This is a genomic window from Microcoleus sp. B3-D7, assembly GCF_036705305.1.
Lineage (GTDB): Bacteria > Cyanobacteriota > Cyanobacteriia > Cyanobacteriales > Microcoleaceae > Microcoleus.
In genome coordinates, this window is record NZ_JAUBUE010000015.1 from 16,891 (window position 1) to 34,134 (window position 17,244).

Here is a 17,244-nt window from a genome sequence, read left to right on the forward strand (position 1 = left end):
AACAATTATGCATTGAGTCGTCAAATACCGCTGAAAAATCGGTTTTTTGCTACGCAGTACGTAAGTCCCCAATTAATGGCTCGAAATTTTCAATTTTTCTCTTCTTCTCTCAATTTTATATTGTCCCATTCTCCCCCTAATTCCCTGCAATTATCGCTTTTTTCGGCTTTATCTCCCCTGGCCTCGTCCTGGTGGCGTATTATTATCTGGCTCTTTATCGTAAAAGGTCTGAGTGTCGGCTACGGCGGTTAAAATTTCGGGAGCAGAGTTGTCTCGAGCAAAAAAGGTCGATCGAGTTTCTAAGCTTTGAGCATTAACTGCGCCAGCACTCAGTAACAGGCTTGACATCAGGATGGAAGAGTAAACGCGCATCATAAATTTTGGTGTTTGTATTTTCTCCTTCTTGATACGGAGTCTGTACTCTGCTATCAGGATAAAAAAAATAATTGTGGCGAAGTCATCAATTACTAAGTGAGGACACCTGCAATTTTTTTGAGTTTTGGTTAAAAGCTGGTGAAATCCATCCTTTAGCTCGCTTGTTCGCGGGTAATTTCTAGTTATCTGCTACTGGCTGGCAACCAGCAGAATTCAAGACCATGTTCAAAAAAAGAATACTACTCTTCTATGCCCGTCTTCCCCACCCTGGTAGCTATAAATCATTCCCAAATCTCAAATCTCAAATCTCAAATCTCAAATCTCAAATCTCAAATCTAAAAGGGTATCGCCCCAGGAATCCTTTTGAAACAGTCTTCCAAGAAAGAAACAAAAACCGCCAATTGTAAAGTTTTACTACTTTTATGATTAACTTGATAATTTATTGAGGTGAAGCGGCAACCCGGGGATTAAAGACACAACAGGAGAGTACCCAGCCACGCCATCAGCACGTTAGATATAAATATCTTGGTGAATGAGATTCCTTAAAGTGGGCAATGCCTAATTTTTTACATTAACTTCATAAATGGTTGCTATTATATTTTCAAATAAATTGTGAACTTTTTATTTTTTGTGATTTTTTCTGACTTTTCTGATCTTGCTTGGTGACAAGAGGGCTTACGCGCCACTTTGAAGGAGGAGTCGAAAGCGGTTGGAGAAAAAAGCCCCTTCACAAAATCGTGGATTCAATCTCAAATCTCACCTCTCAAAGCGACTAACTGGCGCGCAGGGATTAAAAAAACCTGGTTTTAAAACCGCTATCGCGGAGTCAATCTCACATATCAAATCTCAAAGCGACTGACTTGCACATCTACCTCCAGGAATAGCGAGTCGAGCGTTGACGAGTTGTCCAAAATAACATCAGCTTGTTGACACTTTTGAGCTAGCGGCAACTGGGCATTAATGCGGGCCTTAGCTCGATCGTAACTCAAGCCGTCTCGCTGCATTAGTCGTTCTAACTGCACTTCGGGTGAACAGTACACTACCCAAATTTCGGTACACAAGTCAGTCATGTTAGCTTCAAACAGCAGCGGCACTACCAAAACCAAAGTCAACGTGTCAGCCGGCGCGCAGAAACCGGGTTTTTTTTCAACAATACTTCGTTCTAGCTTTTGGTTAAAAAAGCCGGTTTCTTGAGTCTTTGTACTTAAATCCTGTGTGCTTTGGGATACCAAACTCGATGCAGCAATGTAGCTTTGAGTTTCCTCAACTAATCGGCGGCGCACGTAAGGGTGAATCTGTTGTTCCAACCACTGCCGCTCGTCTGGGTTACAAAAAATAATACTTCCCAACTCGGGCCGATTTAAATTGCCGTCCGGGAGCAAAATACCGGCGCCGTATCGTTTTACAATAGAGTCAAGTATTGGCGAACCGGGGTTCACAGCTTCGCGGGCGTAAATATCGGCATCTAAAATCGGAAATCCACAGGCATCTGCAAGATAATTAGATATAGCGGTTTTACCGGTGGCGATGCCCCCAGTTAAACCGATCAGACGGACAATTCGATCGCTCATAATTTTCTCTGTTTAAACTTCCTGTGTTTCGACACTTACTGTCAGTCTTTGCTATGTTGGTGACACAATCAAATTTAGACTTAAATTTTAAGATTTGCGATCGAGAGTTCGCGTTAGGAAGTGTCAGGATTGGGGTGCGATCGACTCTTTTTTACCTAAAATCTCAATTTTAAACTCGAATTAAGGTCTAGACCGAGGCAAACTTATGAATGCTCAACGTGCTGTGCGGTCGATTCTGGCAGCAATTCCCCTTGCTGGATTTTTGATAGTAGATTTTTTCCCCAACCTGGTTTTCCTCAAAGAAAACAGAAACGGATGGGTACTCGTGGCAATTTATCCCCAATCTCAAATTGCTGCGGCACAATCTATTACTCCAGCCCCAGACGGCACCGGAACCACTGTCACCGCCCCAGGTACAGGGTCGCCTCCTCGCTACGACATTAAAGGCGGCACTACCTCCAGAGACGGAGCCAATTTGTTCCACAGTTTTACTCGGTTCGGTCTTAATTCTGGCGAAACTGCCAATTTCATCTCCAACCCAGCCGTTAAAAATATCCTCGGCCGTGTTGTCGGGGGCGACGCTTCCTTAATTAACGGTCTAATTCAAGTTAGTGGCGGCAATTCTAATTTGTTGCTGATGAATCCCGCAGGCATTATCTTCGGAGCAAATGCCCGACTCGATGTATCCGGGTCTTTTTTGGCTACCACCGCTAGCGGTATCGGTTTTGACAACGGCTGGTTCAACGGTACAGGGGCGAACGACTTCGCGGCCCTAGTCGGAGCGCCGAATGCTTTTGTTTTTGGCTCGCAGCCCGCGAGTATTGTCAATGCCGGTAACTTGGCTGTCGGAACCGGGCAAAATTTGACTTTGCTAGGCGGCACGGTGATCAGTACAGGGCAACTTTCAGCCCCGGGCGGTCAAATTACAGTGGCGGCTGTCCCGGGCGAAAATCTGGTGCGGTTCAGTCAAAACGGACTTTTGCTGAGTTTAGAAGTTTCTCCAGCAGCCGGAGTGTCGGGTTCGGAAGCGGTTCCCTTCTCTCCCCAGAGTTTACCAGGGCTGCTGTCGGGTCCCGGCGTGGCTCACGCTACGGGTATAACTACGAACGCTCAAGGTGAAGTTGTGCTCACAGGCGGTCAAACAGTGTCAGGAGGTGCTGGAACTGCGCTGGTAGCGGGTTCTGCGGACGTGTCTGCTACGGGGGGCCAGGGAGGAAGCGTCAACGTGTTGGGCGACAAGGTAGGGCTGTTGGGAGCGAAGATTGAAGCTTCGGGGCCCGACGGCGGCGGAACGGTGCGGATCGGGGGAGATTACCGAGGCGAGGGAACTGTGCCGAATGCCAGGATGACTTACGTGGATGGCAAAAGTTCGATCGCCGCCAACGCAACTGAATCAGGCAACGGCGGTAGAATTGTGGTCTGGGCTGACAACACAACAGCATTTTTGGGCAGCATCAGCGCAAATGGCGTTTCTGCAACAACCACCGCAGGTGTTGGGGGGTTTGTGGAAGTTTCGGGCAAGCAAAGATTGATTTTTAACGGTACTGTCGATACGTCTGGGACAAACGGTTTGGGGACTTTGCTGTTAGATCCAGACAATATTTTAATTACAGATTCCCTACAAGGTGCGGGCGATGCGGAAATTATTGCCAACAATAATATTTTGGCAACAGGAACGCCATCACCACAGCCAAACAATTCTGAGCCTTCGCTGACAATTTCGGCTACAGCTTTGGAAAGTATGTCGGCGACTGCAAATGTGGTTCTCGAAGCGCTCAACGATATTACAATTGCTGATTTGGCGGACAATCAGTTGAGCTTTCAAGCAACTACTGGTTCGGTAACATTGAGAGCAGATGCCGATCGCAATGGTGCGGGTGTTTTTTCGATGAATTCTGGAGATACAATTAGCACGGCGGGCGGTGCGATAGCCATTTCGGGAAGTCAAATTACTGCGGGCAATTTGTCGAGTAACGGCGGAAATATTAGTTTAATTAGTCCGGGTTCGACTGTTGCAAACAACATTTCTTCATCCAATCCCAGCACCGGCAGCAGCGGGAATATTGTGCTCGACGGCCTGAACGTGACGGCCCAAAAACTTGATGCCAGCGGTCGGGAAGCGACGGGCAATGTAACTGTGACGGCTCAGAATGTTCTGGGAGTGAGCTCGATCGCAGGGGGTTCGGGAAACATTACTTTGACTGGTGATGAAATTAATTTGCAAGGCGACAAAAATTCAGTCAGCGGTACTGGCTTTTTGGTACTGCAACCTTGGAGTCCCGGTCAAAATATTGCGATCGGCGGTTCTGGAGATGTCGGTACTAATATTTATTTGAATCTGACGGCAAGCGACCTCGGAAGTTTGGAAAATGGGTTTGCTGGAATTACGATCGGCCGCACCAACGGTATCGGTTCAATTCTGATTGCCAACGATTTCACATTTTACGATCCGCTAATAATTCAATCGCCAGCGGGTTTGGGAACAATCACTACCACAAATTCCCTGACAGGGGCAGACAATGCCTCAATTACTATCAAAGGTGACGGCAATATCCGTACCGGAAATATCACTACCCACAATCAGGAAATTCGCATTGTCAGCACCGCAGGCAATGTCACAACCGGTCGGCTACTTACTGGAACTTCTCGCACCATCAACACTTCTGTCAATTCTTCCGAAGATACAGGCAATTCGGCGGGAGATGTTAGTGTTACCGCACACGGGACGGTGACTGCCGGGGCGATTGACACAAGGGGCGATCTCGCGGGGAATGTGACGCTGACGGGGCCCAAGGGAGTCACTGCGGGGGCGATCGAAGCTGGCGGCTCGAAAACACCGGGAAATATCACTTTAACTGGCAACGATATTGACTTGACGGGTGACAAAAATTCGATCGCCAGCAACGGCAATCTGGTGTTGCAACCGGCTGATCCCAGTCAAAATATTATAATTCAAGGTTCTGGCGATACAGAAGCTCTGAACTTGACTGCTGCAGAATTGAACACTTTTCGGAATGGGTTTGCTTCGATCGCGATCGGACGTTCTGACGGTAGCGGTGTGATTTCGATTCCTTCTGAAACTCCAAATTCAACGCCAAATTCAACGCCAGTGGCGGTGACATTTCAAGATCCGACGACGATTCGATCGCCCAATGGCGCAGGCGCGATCGTCGGAACGGGTGCGATCGTCGGCACTGATAACGCCACGATCTCTCTGATGGGGGGTACTGTAGCCGTCGGAGACGTTACCTCGACTGCGGGGATTAACATCACTAGCAGTCAAGGCAAGTTGACTGCTGGTACGGTTTCATCTCGCTCAACTTCCGGGGTGGCGGGCCCTATCACTATTCGCAGCGCCGGTGCGGTAGAAACCGGCAACATCGATGCTTTTGGTGCCAGAAGCGGGGGAGATATTTCGATTGCGGCGCCGGGCCGGATCGTTACAGGGGTGATCAACTCGAGTTCGCAATCGGGAAGTGCCGGTTCGAGCCAAATTACCGGGAACAAAGATATTGAAGTTGTTTCGATCAAAGCTCGTGGCAATATCGGCGGCGATGTGGCAATCGAAGCTGGGGGAGCATTTCGGGCTGCGGGAACAGGAACGGCTGCTGAGGGCGCCCAGGTCAGCATTTCTACAGACGGGCTGGCTCAATCGGGTTCACAGACGCTGCTGCAAAGCACTTGCCCGTCGGGAACCTGCACGGCGGCGACTGTTGGGACGGGAAACTCAAAGTCGAACACTGCCACCTCCTCAACTGCGATCGGGCCGCTGGCGATCGTGGCGAGTCCGGCACCAACTACCAGTGTGGAACTGAAAACTACAGACAATTCTCAACAAATTGTGACTCAGGTGAGTCTCCCTCCCGCAGCGTCGGTGCCAAAGGGCAGTACCACAAATGTCTCGCCAGAACCTGCTGCTGCGTCTGTTGAGGCGGGGTCGAACGAGACTGCTGCCGGCCCGGTACTGCTGTCGCCGTCGGTGTTAACAGACAATTTGGGCGCGCCTGCGACGACAGAAAACGGCAGCGTGGCAACAACTCCACAGAAGCCTGCGAGTGCGGTGAGTGCAGAAAGTGTCGGGAATGTGAGGGTTCCTGAGATTTCTCGATCGAGTTCGATCGCGCAAATAAGTCCGATCGACGCAGTGCAGCAAAGGGATAGAACTCAGGGCCGGGAATTTGAACGTTACTTTGGGGGTAATCTCACTGAAAAGTCAGTCACACAGCAAAGTATTCGAGATACTCTCAGCAGCGTCAATCGGTTGACAGGGGTTAAACCCGCGATCCTTTACGTTTGGGCGAAAGAAAAACATTTAGAACTTGTGTTGTTATTGCCAGACGGGAAAAATGTTTTTAAAAGCGTGCCTGCAAGCCGCGAGACAGTGCTGCAAGTTGCTAAAGAATTCACTAATGCTATCAGAACTCCTAGGAGATTGAATGCTGCTAATTACAAGGAACCTGCCGAGAAACTTTACCAGTGGTTAATTGCACCGCTGCAACCGGAATTGGAGGCTAACAAGATTGACACCTTGGTGTTTTCGATGGATGCCGGTTTGCGAACTTTGCCTTTGGCTGCTCTTTACGACGGCAAGCAGTTTTTGGTAGAAAAGTACAGTTTGGGGCTGATTCCGAGTTTGAGTTTAACTGATACTCGCTATGCCGATGTTAAGGGTTCTGAAGTGTTAGCGATGGGTGCGTCGAATTTTCCTGCCAAATACGATCAAAATCCTTTACCTGCGGTGCCGCTGGAAATATCGACAATTGTCGGCAAGATTTGGCCGGGTTCGTCTTTTCTCAATGAAGCTTTTACTTTGGCAAATTTGAAGAACAAGCGCAATCAACCGCAATACAAAATTATTCATTTAGCTACTCACGGGGATTTTCAGCCTGGGGGAGCGGAAAATTCTTACATTCAGTTTTGGGATACTAAGTTGCGGTTGAATCAGTTGGAGCAGTTGAAGCTATCTAACCCGCAGGTGGAGTTGTTGGTTTTGAGTGCGTGTACTACGGCAGTGGGAGACGAACAAGCTGAGTTGGGGTTCGCGGGGTTGGCGGTACACGCGGGGGTAAAATCCGCTTTGGCGAGTTTGTGGTATGTCAGCGATGTCGCTACTTTGGGGCTGATGACTGAGTTTTACCAGGAGTTGCGTACAGCGCCGATTAAGGCTGAGGCTTTGCGGCAAGCGCAGTTGGCGATGCTGCGGGGAGAAGTGCGGTTGCAAGATGGTTATTTGGTGCGATCGGGCAACAATCAAGCTCTGCCTTTGCCGTCAGAGTTGACCGCCAGGGGCGATCGAAATTTCTCGCATCCTTATTATTGGGCGGCTTTTACCATGATCGGTTCGCCGTGGTAATTCTGAAGGAACAGCGTGCGATTGCCTAAAAAACCGGGAGAGAACAAGTCGCAAAACTCGGAGGATGGGAATACCTAAAAAAGTGCGGTAACTCACACTAGAAACCGCGACCTCAACATCGAAAACGGGATAAAATGGAACAAGAAAACTGAAAAAAAAATCGACTGCTAGCGCCAGAAATATTGATTGTATACAAGTCTTTACTACAAACTTTTAGTCCAGATAAATTATGATAATTCGATAAAAAAGTTTCGATTACCCAACAACAATCGCTCTTTGTTATCAAGCCATAACACTCGGCGGTGAGAATAAACTCATTGGGAGCAACGCTTTCTCCGTTTTGGTCAAGCATTGTCAACAAAATTTCATAAGGCTCTAATGATTGATTAGAGGTAATAGAGCCAATCTTTTGGAAGTAGAGACAAAAACGATTGGTTTCTAACGCACGGGTGATTTTGGAAATCAACTGCCTCTCACCACATGGTCTAATTATATTAGTTCGCCATCATCTAGACGATAAACATGAACACAGTTGCGACCTTTGCCTTTGGCAGCATAACAAGCTGCATCAGCCGCCCCCATAACCTCCATCAAATCTTGGCTGGCTTGGTTAATGGCAACAACTCCAATACTGACCCCGATGATAAAGGTTTTGCTATCCCAAATAAACCGAAACTGATGCACTATATCTTTGAGGTTTTCCGCAATCTGAGCTGCTTTAGAGAGGGGACACTTATTAAGCAAAAGACCAAATTCGTCACCTCCCAACCGAGCCAATGTGTCATTAGCGCGGACTCCATTTTGTAAAAGTGTAGTGATTTGGCGCAGTAGCTCATCGCCAGCACAATGACCTGCGGTATCGTTAACGACTTTGAACTTATCTAAATCTAAATAACAGAGAGCGTGCCGCTGATTGCTATCTTTAATAGAGGCGATCGCCTCTATTAGTCGCTGCTCAAATCCTCGACGGTTGATTAAACCAGTCAGAGCATCGTGACTGGCTTCCCAAGAGAGTTGACGAGCAAGATTGCGCGATTCGGTAACATCATGAAAGACGATGACTGCCCCGATAATTTGACCTTGGCAGTCTCGAATTGGTGCTGCTGAGTTCTCAATGGCATACTCCCTCCCATCGCGCGCAATCAGTATAGTATGGTTAGCTAACCCCACAATTCGCTTCTCCAACAGAGCCTTGTCGATCGGATTCTCTACTGGCTTTCGCGTTACTTCATTGACAATTTCAAAGACTGTAGACAGGGGTAGTCCCTGAGCCTCATGAGCCTTCCAGCCTGTCAGTTGCTCAGCGATAGGATTGAAAAATCGCACATTACCTTGAGCATTGGTAGTAATAACTGCATCACCAATTGATTGGAGAGTCACTTGAGCGAGTTCTTTTTCGGCAAAGAGGGACGCTTCGAGACGTTGGCGTTCTTCGATTTCTCTCAAGAGACGTAAATTCTGCTCTTGGAGGCTTTGTTGCAACCGTCGCATGGTTAGGTGAGTTTCGACACGAGCTAATACTTCTTCGACTTGAAACGGCTTAGCAATATAATCTACGCCACCAACAGCAAGCCCCTGAACCTTATTGAAAGTTGCATTGAGAACACTTAAAAAAATTATCGGAATGCCTGTGGTTTGCTCGTCAGATTTTAATTGTTTACAAACTTCATAGCCATCCAAATCGGGCAATTTAATGTCTAGTAAAATTAGTTCCGTCCATGGCGATTGGGCGGCTCTGATCGCCATTTCACCTGTTGTGACACTGCGAACTTTATAACCATGTGCGCTCAAAGTACGGCCCAGAAGACGCAGGTTATCAGGCAGATCGTCAACAATTAAAATATTGCCTCGGTAGTTGGTAGCTGGATCGCTAACTCTATCGCTAGTTCTCTCGATAATCCTACTCCTTTCCATAGTTTATTGCCAGAGGACTATAAGCCTATGAATAAGAGTATAGTTGAATTATTAGGTTATAAACTCACTTTACGCAGAAAGAAGTCCTGCGATCGCAGAGTTCTAGGAGTGGCACGCTGGCACAGCCCCTACAATATCTGACTTGTTGAGGTAGGAATAATCCCCCCGTGGTTGCCCTTCTTCGTTTCGGGTAACATGAGGAGAAGATTTTTGCAACCCAAGCAGCCGATTTATGAACAAGCACATTTCTTAAAGGGCAAGTCTACTCGTCATTGCGATCGGATGTCTCGTGCTGCTGGGTTGGCAATTTGACATCTCCGTACTCAACAGTGGTTTTCCCGGTATGACTTCCATGATGAAGCGGGCAATGGCAGAACTCAATCGCTAAACACTTCAGCACTCATTAATAATGCAGGTTAGATATGATTACACAATTTTTTGAGACAGGAGGATTCATTCCTCATGGTCACTGCTATCTCTGGCAAACAAATTTAGTAGGATTACATATTTTATCCGATGGTTTAATCGCTTTAGCTTACTACTCCATCCCAATCATGCTTATCTACTTTGTGCGACAGCGGCAAGATACTCCATTTCAGAAAGTATTTTTTCTGTTTGGCGCTTTCATAATTGCCTGTGGTACAACTCATATTATGGATATTTGGACGCTTTGGTTTCCTACTTATTGGCTTTCGGGAGGACTTAAAGCTATTACTGCTCTGATTTCTATATATACTGCATCTGAGCTAGTGTTTTTAATTCCATCAGCCTTAGCTTTACCTAGTCCAGCTCAACTTATTACGGCAAATCAAGCCTTAGAACAGGAGATCAATGAGCGTAAGCGGGCTAAAAACGAACGCAAAGAAATTGAGGTGGCTTTACGAAACAGTGAAGAGCAGTTTCGCAATGCGTTTGAAAATGCGTCAATTGGAATGGCGATCGTTTCACTTGATGGGCACTGGGTGAAAGTCAATCCTGCCTTATGTCAGATTCTTGGCTACTCCTCAGAAGAGTTGTTAGCGTTAACTTTCCAAGACATTACCCATCCTGACGATTTAGACCTGGATCTTAGTTATGTACATCAGCTATTAGCAGGAACAATTTCAACTTACCAACTGGAAAAACGGTATTTCCATAAACAAGGACATATAATTTGGATTCTTCTTGATGGCTCCCTAGTACAAGATGAACAGGGCAATCCACTGCATTTTATTGCTCAAATCCAAGATATTACCGCTCGAAAAGAAGCTCAAAAGACGCTAGAACTTCAGAGTGTTATTATGAATAACATGGCAGGTGGAGTGTGTTTAATTAAAGCCTCAGATCTCACGATCGTCTACACCAATCCTAAATTGGACGCTATGTTTGGCTACACAGATGGCGAACTCGCAGGTCAACCCGTTGGTATCTTGAATTATGTCGATAGAGAGATTACACCAGACGCCAGCGTTCTAGATATTGTCGCTCAAATTGAGCAGAATGGAGAAGCACAATATGAAGTCTACAATAAGAAAAAAGATGGAAGACTTTTTTGGTGCAGGGTTCATACCTCTAGGTTTGAGCATCCTGAATATGGAACCGTATATGTTGCCGTTCAGGAGGACGCAACAGAGCTGAAACAAGCTGAGCAGGCTTTGCAGGCTACCACAAATCGCCTCAACTTTCTCCTGAACTACAGCCCGGTAGTTATTTTTAGCTGTAAACCTGGTGGCGATTATCGAGCAACGTTCATCAGCGAAAATGTCAAAGATGTATTGGGCTATGAAAGCATTGCGTTTTTAGAATATTCTGATTTTTGGGTGCATAACTTACACCCAGATGATCGAGAACGAGTCCTTAATGGCTTAGCCAATCTATTCGTCAATGATTTTTATTTCCATGAATACCGTCTACGTCGCTCAGATGGGGTTTATCGCTGGATACTCGGTCAACTCAGACTAATTCGAGATCGTGCAGGTATACCAGTGGAAATCTTGGGATATTTAATTGACATTAGCGATCGCAAACAAGCCGAGTTGGAACTTCAGCAAGCTAAAGAAGCAGCAGAAACAGCAAACCGAGCCAAAAGTATGTTCCTGTCCAATATGAGCCACGAACTCCGTACTCCTCTCAATGCTATTTTGGGATTTACGCAATTGATGAGTTACGATCCTGTTCTGACTCCCGAACTCCAAAAAGATCTGGCGGTCGTCAATCGTAGCGGCACACATTTATTGGAATTGATTAACGACATTTTAGATTTATCTAAAATTGAGAGCGGACAGATGACACTCTCTCTTTCTGACGTTGACCTAAAGTTTTTGCTAATTTCTCTTGAAGAAATGTTGCAAATTAAAACCCAATCGAAAGGATTGAAACTAATTGTCGAGCGAGATCCCAATCTTCCTCAATTTGTGCATATTGATGAGAAAAAACTGTATCAAGTTTTAGTCAATCTGCTCGGTAATGCGATTAAGTTTACTAATCAAGGAAGCGTCACATTACGAGTAAGATCAGAACAGAGCGACCAAACTTCCTGTCGCCTATGTTTTGAAATTGAGGATACTGGAGTGGGAATTGCTCCAACAGAAGTTGACAGCTTATTTAAGGCGTTCGTGCAAGCTGAAGCTGGGAATAAATTGAATCAAGGTACTGGTCTAGGTCTAGCTATCAGCCAAAGATTTGTCCAACTCATGGGTAGTCAGATTCAGGTTCAAAGCACATTGAATCAGGGCAGCATTTTTTACTTTGAACTTGGGGTAAAGTTACCTCAAGCAGTCTGTCTTGCCTCAGAATTGCTTAAACAAAGAGTGATTGGTATAGATCCAGGACAACCAACTTACCGCATCCTTGTGGTTGAAGATGTGGAGGAAAATCGCCGCTTATTGGTCAAACTCCTTACCTCAGTCGGTTTTGAGGTGCGCCAAGCAACACAGGGAGTGGAAGCACTATCCCTGTGGGAAAGTTGGTTCCCACACCTGATTTGGATGGATCTACGAATGCCGATCATGGATGGCTATACAGCTACCAAACGCATTAGAGAACACCCTCATGGACAAGAGACTGTCATTATTGCTTTAACTGCCAGTGCTTTTGAAGAAGATCGAGAGAAAGCTCTTATGGCTGGTTGTGACGACTTTATGAGCAAGCCATTTCAGGAACGGCTCGTCTTTGACAAACTCGCTCAACACTTGGGAGTAGAGTACATCTACACAGTTGTAGAAAAAGATTCCCAAAAACAATTGGTTGATTTTTTATCTCCCGAAGATATAGCCGTGATGTCCTCTCAGTGGTTAGAACAAATGTATCAAGCTGCCTACTATGTTGATCCTGAAGTCATGAACGAGCTAATCAAACAAATTCCCGTATCTAACTCAACCCTTTCCAGTTCGCTAATTGATTCTATCAATAACTTTAAGTATGACCAAATTATGGAGTTAATTCGACCTCTCCTCCCGAATCCAGTTTAGTTATCGAGTTTAAGGACAAATTTGATTCTATTACCATCAGCCACAACTGCTCTTTTAACACTAAAGTGTCGATGCTGTCTTTGATGATAACGCCTTCATCTTCTTCGGAAATTTCGAGGATTTTTTTGGGTTTAATGTAGAAAGGATGCAGATAAAACTCGCCCGTAAATAACAGCGGAGAGACGACCGACACACTGATTGTTTTTTCCAGCATCGGCGGATACGACAGCAAGTTGAAGTAACCCGCTTTAATCTGATCTAGCTGTCTTTTTTGAAAGTCGGTGATTTCTGGCAAGTAGTCTTGCCATTCTCTGAAAAATTGGTCGTATCTGACAAGTTGCAGGTCAAAAAGTGTTTTTAATTATTTTAATGTGACATTTGTAGCGGGAATTGTTGGAACCCTAATTCTAGCGCGTTAATTTTATGGTAACTTATAATTTAATCACATTTCCAGCTAATATTATGTCCCCTCGAACGAGCATAACAAAATTGGTTCGTAGTGAGGACGAAGAGTCATCATTTCACTCGCTCCGACTTGGATTCCTCACTAGCAGCTTATAACGGTTATTTTACGGAAGATGATATAAGTCAAAATTAAACTCTGCTAATTCCAAATTTTTTGCTAATTGAGAACAAATTCCGGCAAAACATTTTCCCCAGAAAGAGTGAGAGGAGATTGTAAAACTTCCACCTCTTGACCGGGGCGATAAATTTCAACTTCGTGTTTTTTGCGGTTAATCAGCCAACCCAAACGACAGCCATTTTCCATATATTCTTGGATTTTTTCCTGAGTATTTTTCACGCTATCCGTTGGAGAGAAAATTTCCACTGCAAAATCGGGACAAAGCGGGATAAATTTTTCTCTTTGTTGAGGTGTCAAAGCTTCCCAGCGGGATTTTTCTACCCAAGACGCATCGGGAGAGCGATCGGCTTTATTGGGCAGAGTAAATCCTGTGGAGGAATCAAAGGGTTCACCGAGTTGGGTTTGTTCGTTCCAAAGTCCAATCTGTAAGTTGAATTTTGAGTTGCTTCTTCCCGTTTCTCCTCCGGTTGGTGGCATGACAATTAATTCTCCGTTGGCGTTCCGTTCAAGTTTCAATTCCGGTTTTTCTTCACACAGTTGATAAAACTGTTATGAAGTTAGTTTGATAATGGAATTGAGGTTTAAGGTTATAGCAGTCATTGTTATTTACCTGCTGTTTGTAGGAACTTGATTAAGAATTAAAAATGACTAATCCCCTTTTTAATTCTTAATTCTTAACTTCTAATTCTACTGCAATTGCTTGATTCTGTTGAGCGCGTCTAGATACGCACTCGTTCTTCCGCCTTGCTTGTAAAGTTCTGCGGCTTTTTGAAAGTCAGCAATTGCTTGCGGTTTGTTGTTGTTGTTTTCGAGGCGGGCTAGAGCCCGGTTGTAGTAGGCGTCAGCAAAGCCGGGATTGGCTTCGATCGCCCGCGTGTATGCTGGAATCGGGTTAGTGCGTGTATCGGGAGTGCTGGCGATGGTGATGGCATTACCAATATTGAAATGCAATTCCGGGGTGTTGTTGGGTTTGAAAGAGAGTGCTTTGTTGAAATCCTCGATCGCCTCGAAAGTAGATCCCTCATCTAAGTGCACCAGTCCTCGAAAATAAAAGGCCTCAGCGTCTTTTGGGTTGAGGGTGGATAGGGGAACTGCGGTGGGGCGAGAATTGTCTACTTTCAAATCGGATTTGTTTATTCCCGCCGCCGCCAGTTTCGCCATAAAAGTATTGATCGGAACTGCTGCATTAAATCCCGTTTTAATCGGGGCTACTTCGCCGGAACTGGTTTGAGCAAAACCGAATTCCCCTTGTCCGTGTAAACCGATGACTCGGCCTTCGGAGTCGAAAACTGGGCCGCCACTCATGCCGCTCCAAGTTACGGCCTGATACCGCAAAGTGTAACCTTCCGGGCGGTTGCGGGGGCGGCTGGTAACGAGTCCGGGAGAGAGTTCGGGTTCTCGTTCCGCGCCGAAAAGTCCGCCCGTCGCGGGATAGCCGTAAACGAAGATTTGAGTGCCGATGACGGCTTGATCGGAATCGGCGATCGTCGCGACTGGATAGTCTTCTGGGCTTTCAAATTTGACTACGGCTAAATCCGCCTCTGTTTCGGCTGTTTGCAGCCCGGTGACAGAGGTTGCTTGATAGTTTTTGCCTGTGGAGGTGCGAACTGTGTATTTGAGATCGGGTTTTTCGACGACGTGGTTGACTGTTAAAATTGTGTAAGTTTTGCCGTTTTTGGCAATAATTACGCCGGAACCGTCTCCTAGGGAACTGTTAACTTGCACTGTCACCGGCCCGGCAATGTTGGCGACTTGTTCGGGAGTTTTGGCTATCGCACTTTGGCTGATGATTATGGTTAGGGCAGCCGTAGTTCCTGCTAGCAAGGTGGTTAAGGTGTCGAAACGGGAAAAATTTACGTTCATGGTAGTTGCTGATTATATTAATTACCCTAGTTGGAAATTCAAACATCAAAATGAATAGCTTCATTTTGATGTTTAAACTCTTAAAGGCTAAGTTTATTGCAACTGTTTGATTCTGCTGAGCGCGTCTAGATACGCACTTGTTCGGCCGCCTTGCTTGTAAAGTTCTGCTGCTTTTTGAAAGTCGGCCATTGCTCGCGGTTTGTTGTTGTTTTCAAGGTAAGCTAAAGCTCGGTTGTAGTAGGCGTCGGCAAAACCGGGATTGGCTTTGATCGCCTGCGTGTATGCTTCCATAGCGCTGGGCGCGCGGGTTGTCTCGATGCTGGCGAGAAGAGTGCGGGCATTGCCGATGTTGAAATGCAATTCAGGAGTGTAGTTGGGCTTGAAAGTGAGTGCTTTGTAGAAATCATCGATCGCCCCCGAAGGATTGTCTTGATCTAACCGCGAAAGTCCTCGAAAATAATAAGCTTGGGCGTCTTGCGGATTGGCGGTGGATACGGGGCCTTGATTTGCGGGAGTATTGTCTACTTTCAACTCGGATTTGTTTATTCCCGCCGCCACTAGCTTGGCGATAAATGTATTGATGGGAACTGCTGCGTTAAATCCGGTTTTAATCGGGGCGACTTCGCCGGAACTGGTTTGAGCAAAACCGAATTCCCCTTGTCCGTGTAAACCGATGACTCGGCCTTCGGAGTCAAAAACTGGACCGCCACTCATGCCGCTCCAAGTTACGGCCTGATACCGCAAAGTGTAACCTTCCGGGCGGTTCCCCGGGCGGCTGGTAACGAGTCCGGGAGAGAGTTCGGGTTCTCGTTCCGCGCCGAAAAGTCCGCCCGTCGCGGGATAGCCGTAAACGAAGATTTGAGTGCCGATGACGGCTTGATCGGAATCGGCGATCGTCGCGACTGGATATTCTTCGGGACTTTCAAATTTGACTACGGCTAAATCCGGGTCAGTTTCGGCGGTTTGCAAACGGGTGACGGAGGTTGCTTGATAGTTTTTGCCTTTAGACGTGCGAACGGTGTATTTCACGTCTGCTTTTTCTACGACGTGGTTGACTGTTAAAACTGTGTAAGTTTTGCCTGTTTTGGCAATAATTACCCCAGAACCGTCTCCGAGGGAACTGTTAATTTGTACAGTCAGCGGCCCAGCAATGCTGGCGACTTCTTGGGGAGTTTTGGCGATCGCACTTTGGCTGATGACTATAGTTAAGGCTGCGGTAGTTCCTGCTAGCAGGGTGCTTAAGGTGTCGTAACGAGAAAAATTTATATTCATGGCTATTGCTAATTAGTAGTTGGGTAGCGGGATTTGGGGAAGAAAGGGCGATCGGCGGTTTGTGCTTTTTTTGTTTAGTTTTATTACTGATTTGACGCAAAGGAGCTCGGCTTTGTTCTTTAGTGATAATTTTACTCGCTTTTTTGTTCCGCGATTCGCTATTTTAATGTAGGGTGAGTACGCCGCACCTTACTTAATGTCAATGAAGGCTGCCAAAATTACTTATTAAAACTCAAACGTACATGACTCGAAATCGGTGGTTAGTTCTTCCTTAGTCATGGTTACCCGTGCGACTCGCATGACTAAATTATATACTCCCTCGTCGGTCAAATTCAGAGCGCAACCATTCAAAAGTAAAAAGGGATATGTCACTGCAAAAGCCGTTCGTTTATTGCCGTCAATAAAGGGATGATTCATCGCTATTTGATAGAGATAGGCGGCAGCTTGTTAGCTAATCGTTGGATGGAAAAAATCTCCGCCAAAAGTTGCTTGTGGCTCACCCACAGCCGACTCCAACAAGCCTTCATCTCTAACGCCGGGAGTGCCACCAAAGCTAGAAATCTGGTCTGCATGAAGTTCTTGCACTTCATCTAGAGAGAAAAATTTAGGAGTTGGCAAGGCGACGGTAAACCTCATCTCGTTCTTTGTTAAATGCTAGGTAAGCGTTCCAAACATTACTTTTTTCTGATTTTACAGGCTGTTTTGCCTGCCGGGTTAGTACAAAATCCAGCACTTCTTTCAACATAGTTTATGATACTTGGTCGAGTTCTTGAAGAAGTTTGTCTTTTGCGGTCATGTTTCTTTCCTCCTAGTTATTTTACAACTATTTTATCCGAATTGATAAAAGTCTTGCAACCTAGAGAT

At 46.0% G+C, this 17,244-nt stretch carries 10 protein-coding genes and 2 pseudogenes; 2 read left to right on the forward strand and 10 right to left on the reverse strand.

All coding sequences use genetic code 11. The features are described from left to right. Positions 1 to 168: 168 nt before the first annotated feature. Complete coding sequence (patX, locus tag QUB25_RS12920; RefSeq protein WP_333034972.1) at positions 169 to 375, reverse strand: heterocyst-inhibiting protein PatX; 207 nt, start codon at positions 373 to 375, stop codon at positions 169 to 171. An 839-nt stretch (positions 376 to 1,214) separates the two neighbouring features. Beyond that, positions 1,215 to 1,946 carry a dephospho-CoA kinase gene (coaE, locus tag QUB25_RS12925; RefSeq protein ID WP_333183636.1) on the reverse strand — a complete coding sequence of 244 codons (732 nt, stop codon included), beginning with the start codon at positions 1,944 to 1,946 and terminating at the stop codon, positions 1,215 to 1,217. A 205-nt stretch (positions 1,947 to 2,151) separates the two neighbouring features. On the opposite strand from coaE, the gene QUB25_RS12930 reads away from it, so the two are divergent. Beyond that, the gene (locus QUB25_RS12930) at positions 2,152 to 7,299 is read left to right on the forward strand and encodes a CHAT domain-containing protein (protein ID WP_333183637.1); all 5,148 of its coding nucleotides are present in this window, start codon (positions 2,152 to 2,154) and stop codon (positions 7,297 to 7,299) included. Positions 7,300 to 7,411: 112 nt separating this feature from the next. On the opposite strand, the gene QUB25_RS12935 is transcribed toward QUB25_RS12930, so the two are convergent. Further along, entirely contained in the window at positions 7,412 to 7,765 is a 354-nt protein-coding gene (locus QUB25_RS12935; RefSeq protein ID WP_333183638.1) for an EAL domain-containing protein, read from the reverse strand. A gap of 23 nt (positions 7,766 to 7,788) precedes the next feature. Beyond that, on the reverse strand, positions 7,789 to 9,213 hold the full coding sequence (locus tag QUB25_RS12940) for a diguanylate cyclase domain-containing protein (protein ID WP_333183639.1): 1,425 nt from the start codon (positions 9,211 to 9,213) through the stop codon (positions 7,789 to 7,791). 422 nt (positions 9,214 to 9,635) lie between these two features. On the opposite strand from QUB25_RS12940, the gene QUB25_RS12945 reads away from it, so the two are divergent. Beyond that, entirely contained in the window at positions 9,636 to 12,662 is a 3,027-nt protein-coding gene (locus QUB25_RS12945) for a PAS domain S-box protein (RefSeq protein ID WP_333183640.1), read from the forward strand. On the opposite strand, the gene QUB25_RS12950 is transcribed toward QUB25_RS12945, so the two are convergent. From QUB25_RS12950 to QUB25_RS12975, 6 genes and pseudogenes are all read right to left on the reverse strand, one after another. Continuing rightward, positions 12,622 to 12,957 carry a hypothetical protein gene (locus QUB25_RS12950; protein ID WP_333183641.1) on the reverse strand — a complete coding sequence of 112 codons (336 nt, stop codon included), beginning with the start codon at positions 12,955 to 12,957 and terminating at the stop codon, positions 12,622 to 12,624. The two genes, QUB25_RS12945 and QUB25_RS12950, sit on opposite strands and share 41 nt — an antisense overlap. A 327-nt stretch (positions 12,958 to 13,284) precedes the next feature. Continuing rightward, positions 13,285 to 13,845 (reverse strand): annotated as a pseudogene (locus QUB25_RS12955) (Uma2 family endonuclease). A gap of 87 nt (positions 13,846 to 13,932) precedes the next feature. Beyond that, positions 13,933 to 15,108 carry a tetratricopeptide repeat-containing serine protease family protein gene (locus QUB25_RS12960; protein WP_333183642.1) on the reverse strand — a complete coding sequence of 392 codons (1,176 nt, stop codon included), beginning with the start codon at positions 15,106 to 15,108 and terminating at the stop codon, positions 13,933 to 13,935. 93 nt (positions 15,109 to 15,201) lie between these two features. After that, the gene (locus QUB25_RS12965; RefSeq protein ID WP_333063590.1) at positions 15,202 to 16,380 is read right to left on the reverse strand and encodes a tetratricopeptide repeat-containing serine protease family protein; all 1,179 of its coding nucleotides are present in this window, start codon (positions 16,378 to 16,380) and stop codon (positions 15,202 to 15,204) included. Positions 16,381 to 16,605: 225 nt separating this feature from the next. Beyond that, positions 16,606 to 16,815 (reverse strand): annotated as a pseudogene (locus QUB25_RS12970) (type II toxin-antitoxin system death-on-curing family toxin); the annotation flags it as partial. Positions 16,816 to 16,827: 12 nt separating this feature from the next. Beyond that, the gene (locus QUB25_RS12975; protein WP_333183643.1) at positions 16,828 to 17,016 is read right to left on the reverse strand and encodes a Fic family protein; all 189 of its coding nucleotides are present in this window, start codon (positions 17,014 to 17,016) and stop codon (positions 16,828 to 16,830) included. Positions 17,017 to 17,244 lie beyond the last annotated feature (228 nt).

Excerpts from the sequence above, each read along its gene's own strand:
- QUB25_RS12930 (WP_333183637.1), top strand. The coding sequence starts at position 2,152 with ATGAATGCTCAACGTGCTGTGCGGTCGATTCTGGCAGCAATTCCCCTT.
- QUB25_RS12945 (WP_333183640.1), top strand. The coding sequence starts at position 9,636 with ATGATTACACAATTTTTTGAGACAGGAGGATTCATTCCTCATGGTCAC.
- QUB25_RS12960 (WP_333183642.1), bottom strand. The coding sequence starts at position 15,108 with ATGAACGTAAATTTTTCCCGTTTCGACACCTTAACCACCTTGCTAGCA.
- QUB25_RS12965 (WP_333063590.1), bottom strand. The coding sequence starts at position 16,380 with ATGAATATAAATTTTTCTCGTTACGACACCTTAAGCACCCTGCTAGCA.
- QUB25_RS12940 (WP_333183639.1), bottom strand. The coding sequence starts at position 9,213 with ATGGAAAGGAGTAGGATTATCGAGAGAACTAGCGATAGAGTTAGCGAT.
- QUB25_RS12975 (WP_333183643.1), bottom strand. The coding sequence starts at position 17,016 with ATGAGGTTTACCGTCGCCTTGCCAACTCCTAAATTTTTCTCTCTAGAT.
- coaE (WP_333183636.1), bottom strand. The coding sequence starts at position 1,946 with ATGAGCGATCGAATTGTCCGTCTGATCGGTTTAACTGGGGGCATCGCC.
- patX (WP_333034972.1), bottom strand. The coding sequence starts at position 375 with ATGATGCGCGTTTACTCTTCCATCCTGATGTCAAGCCTGTTACTGAGT.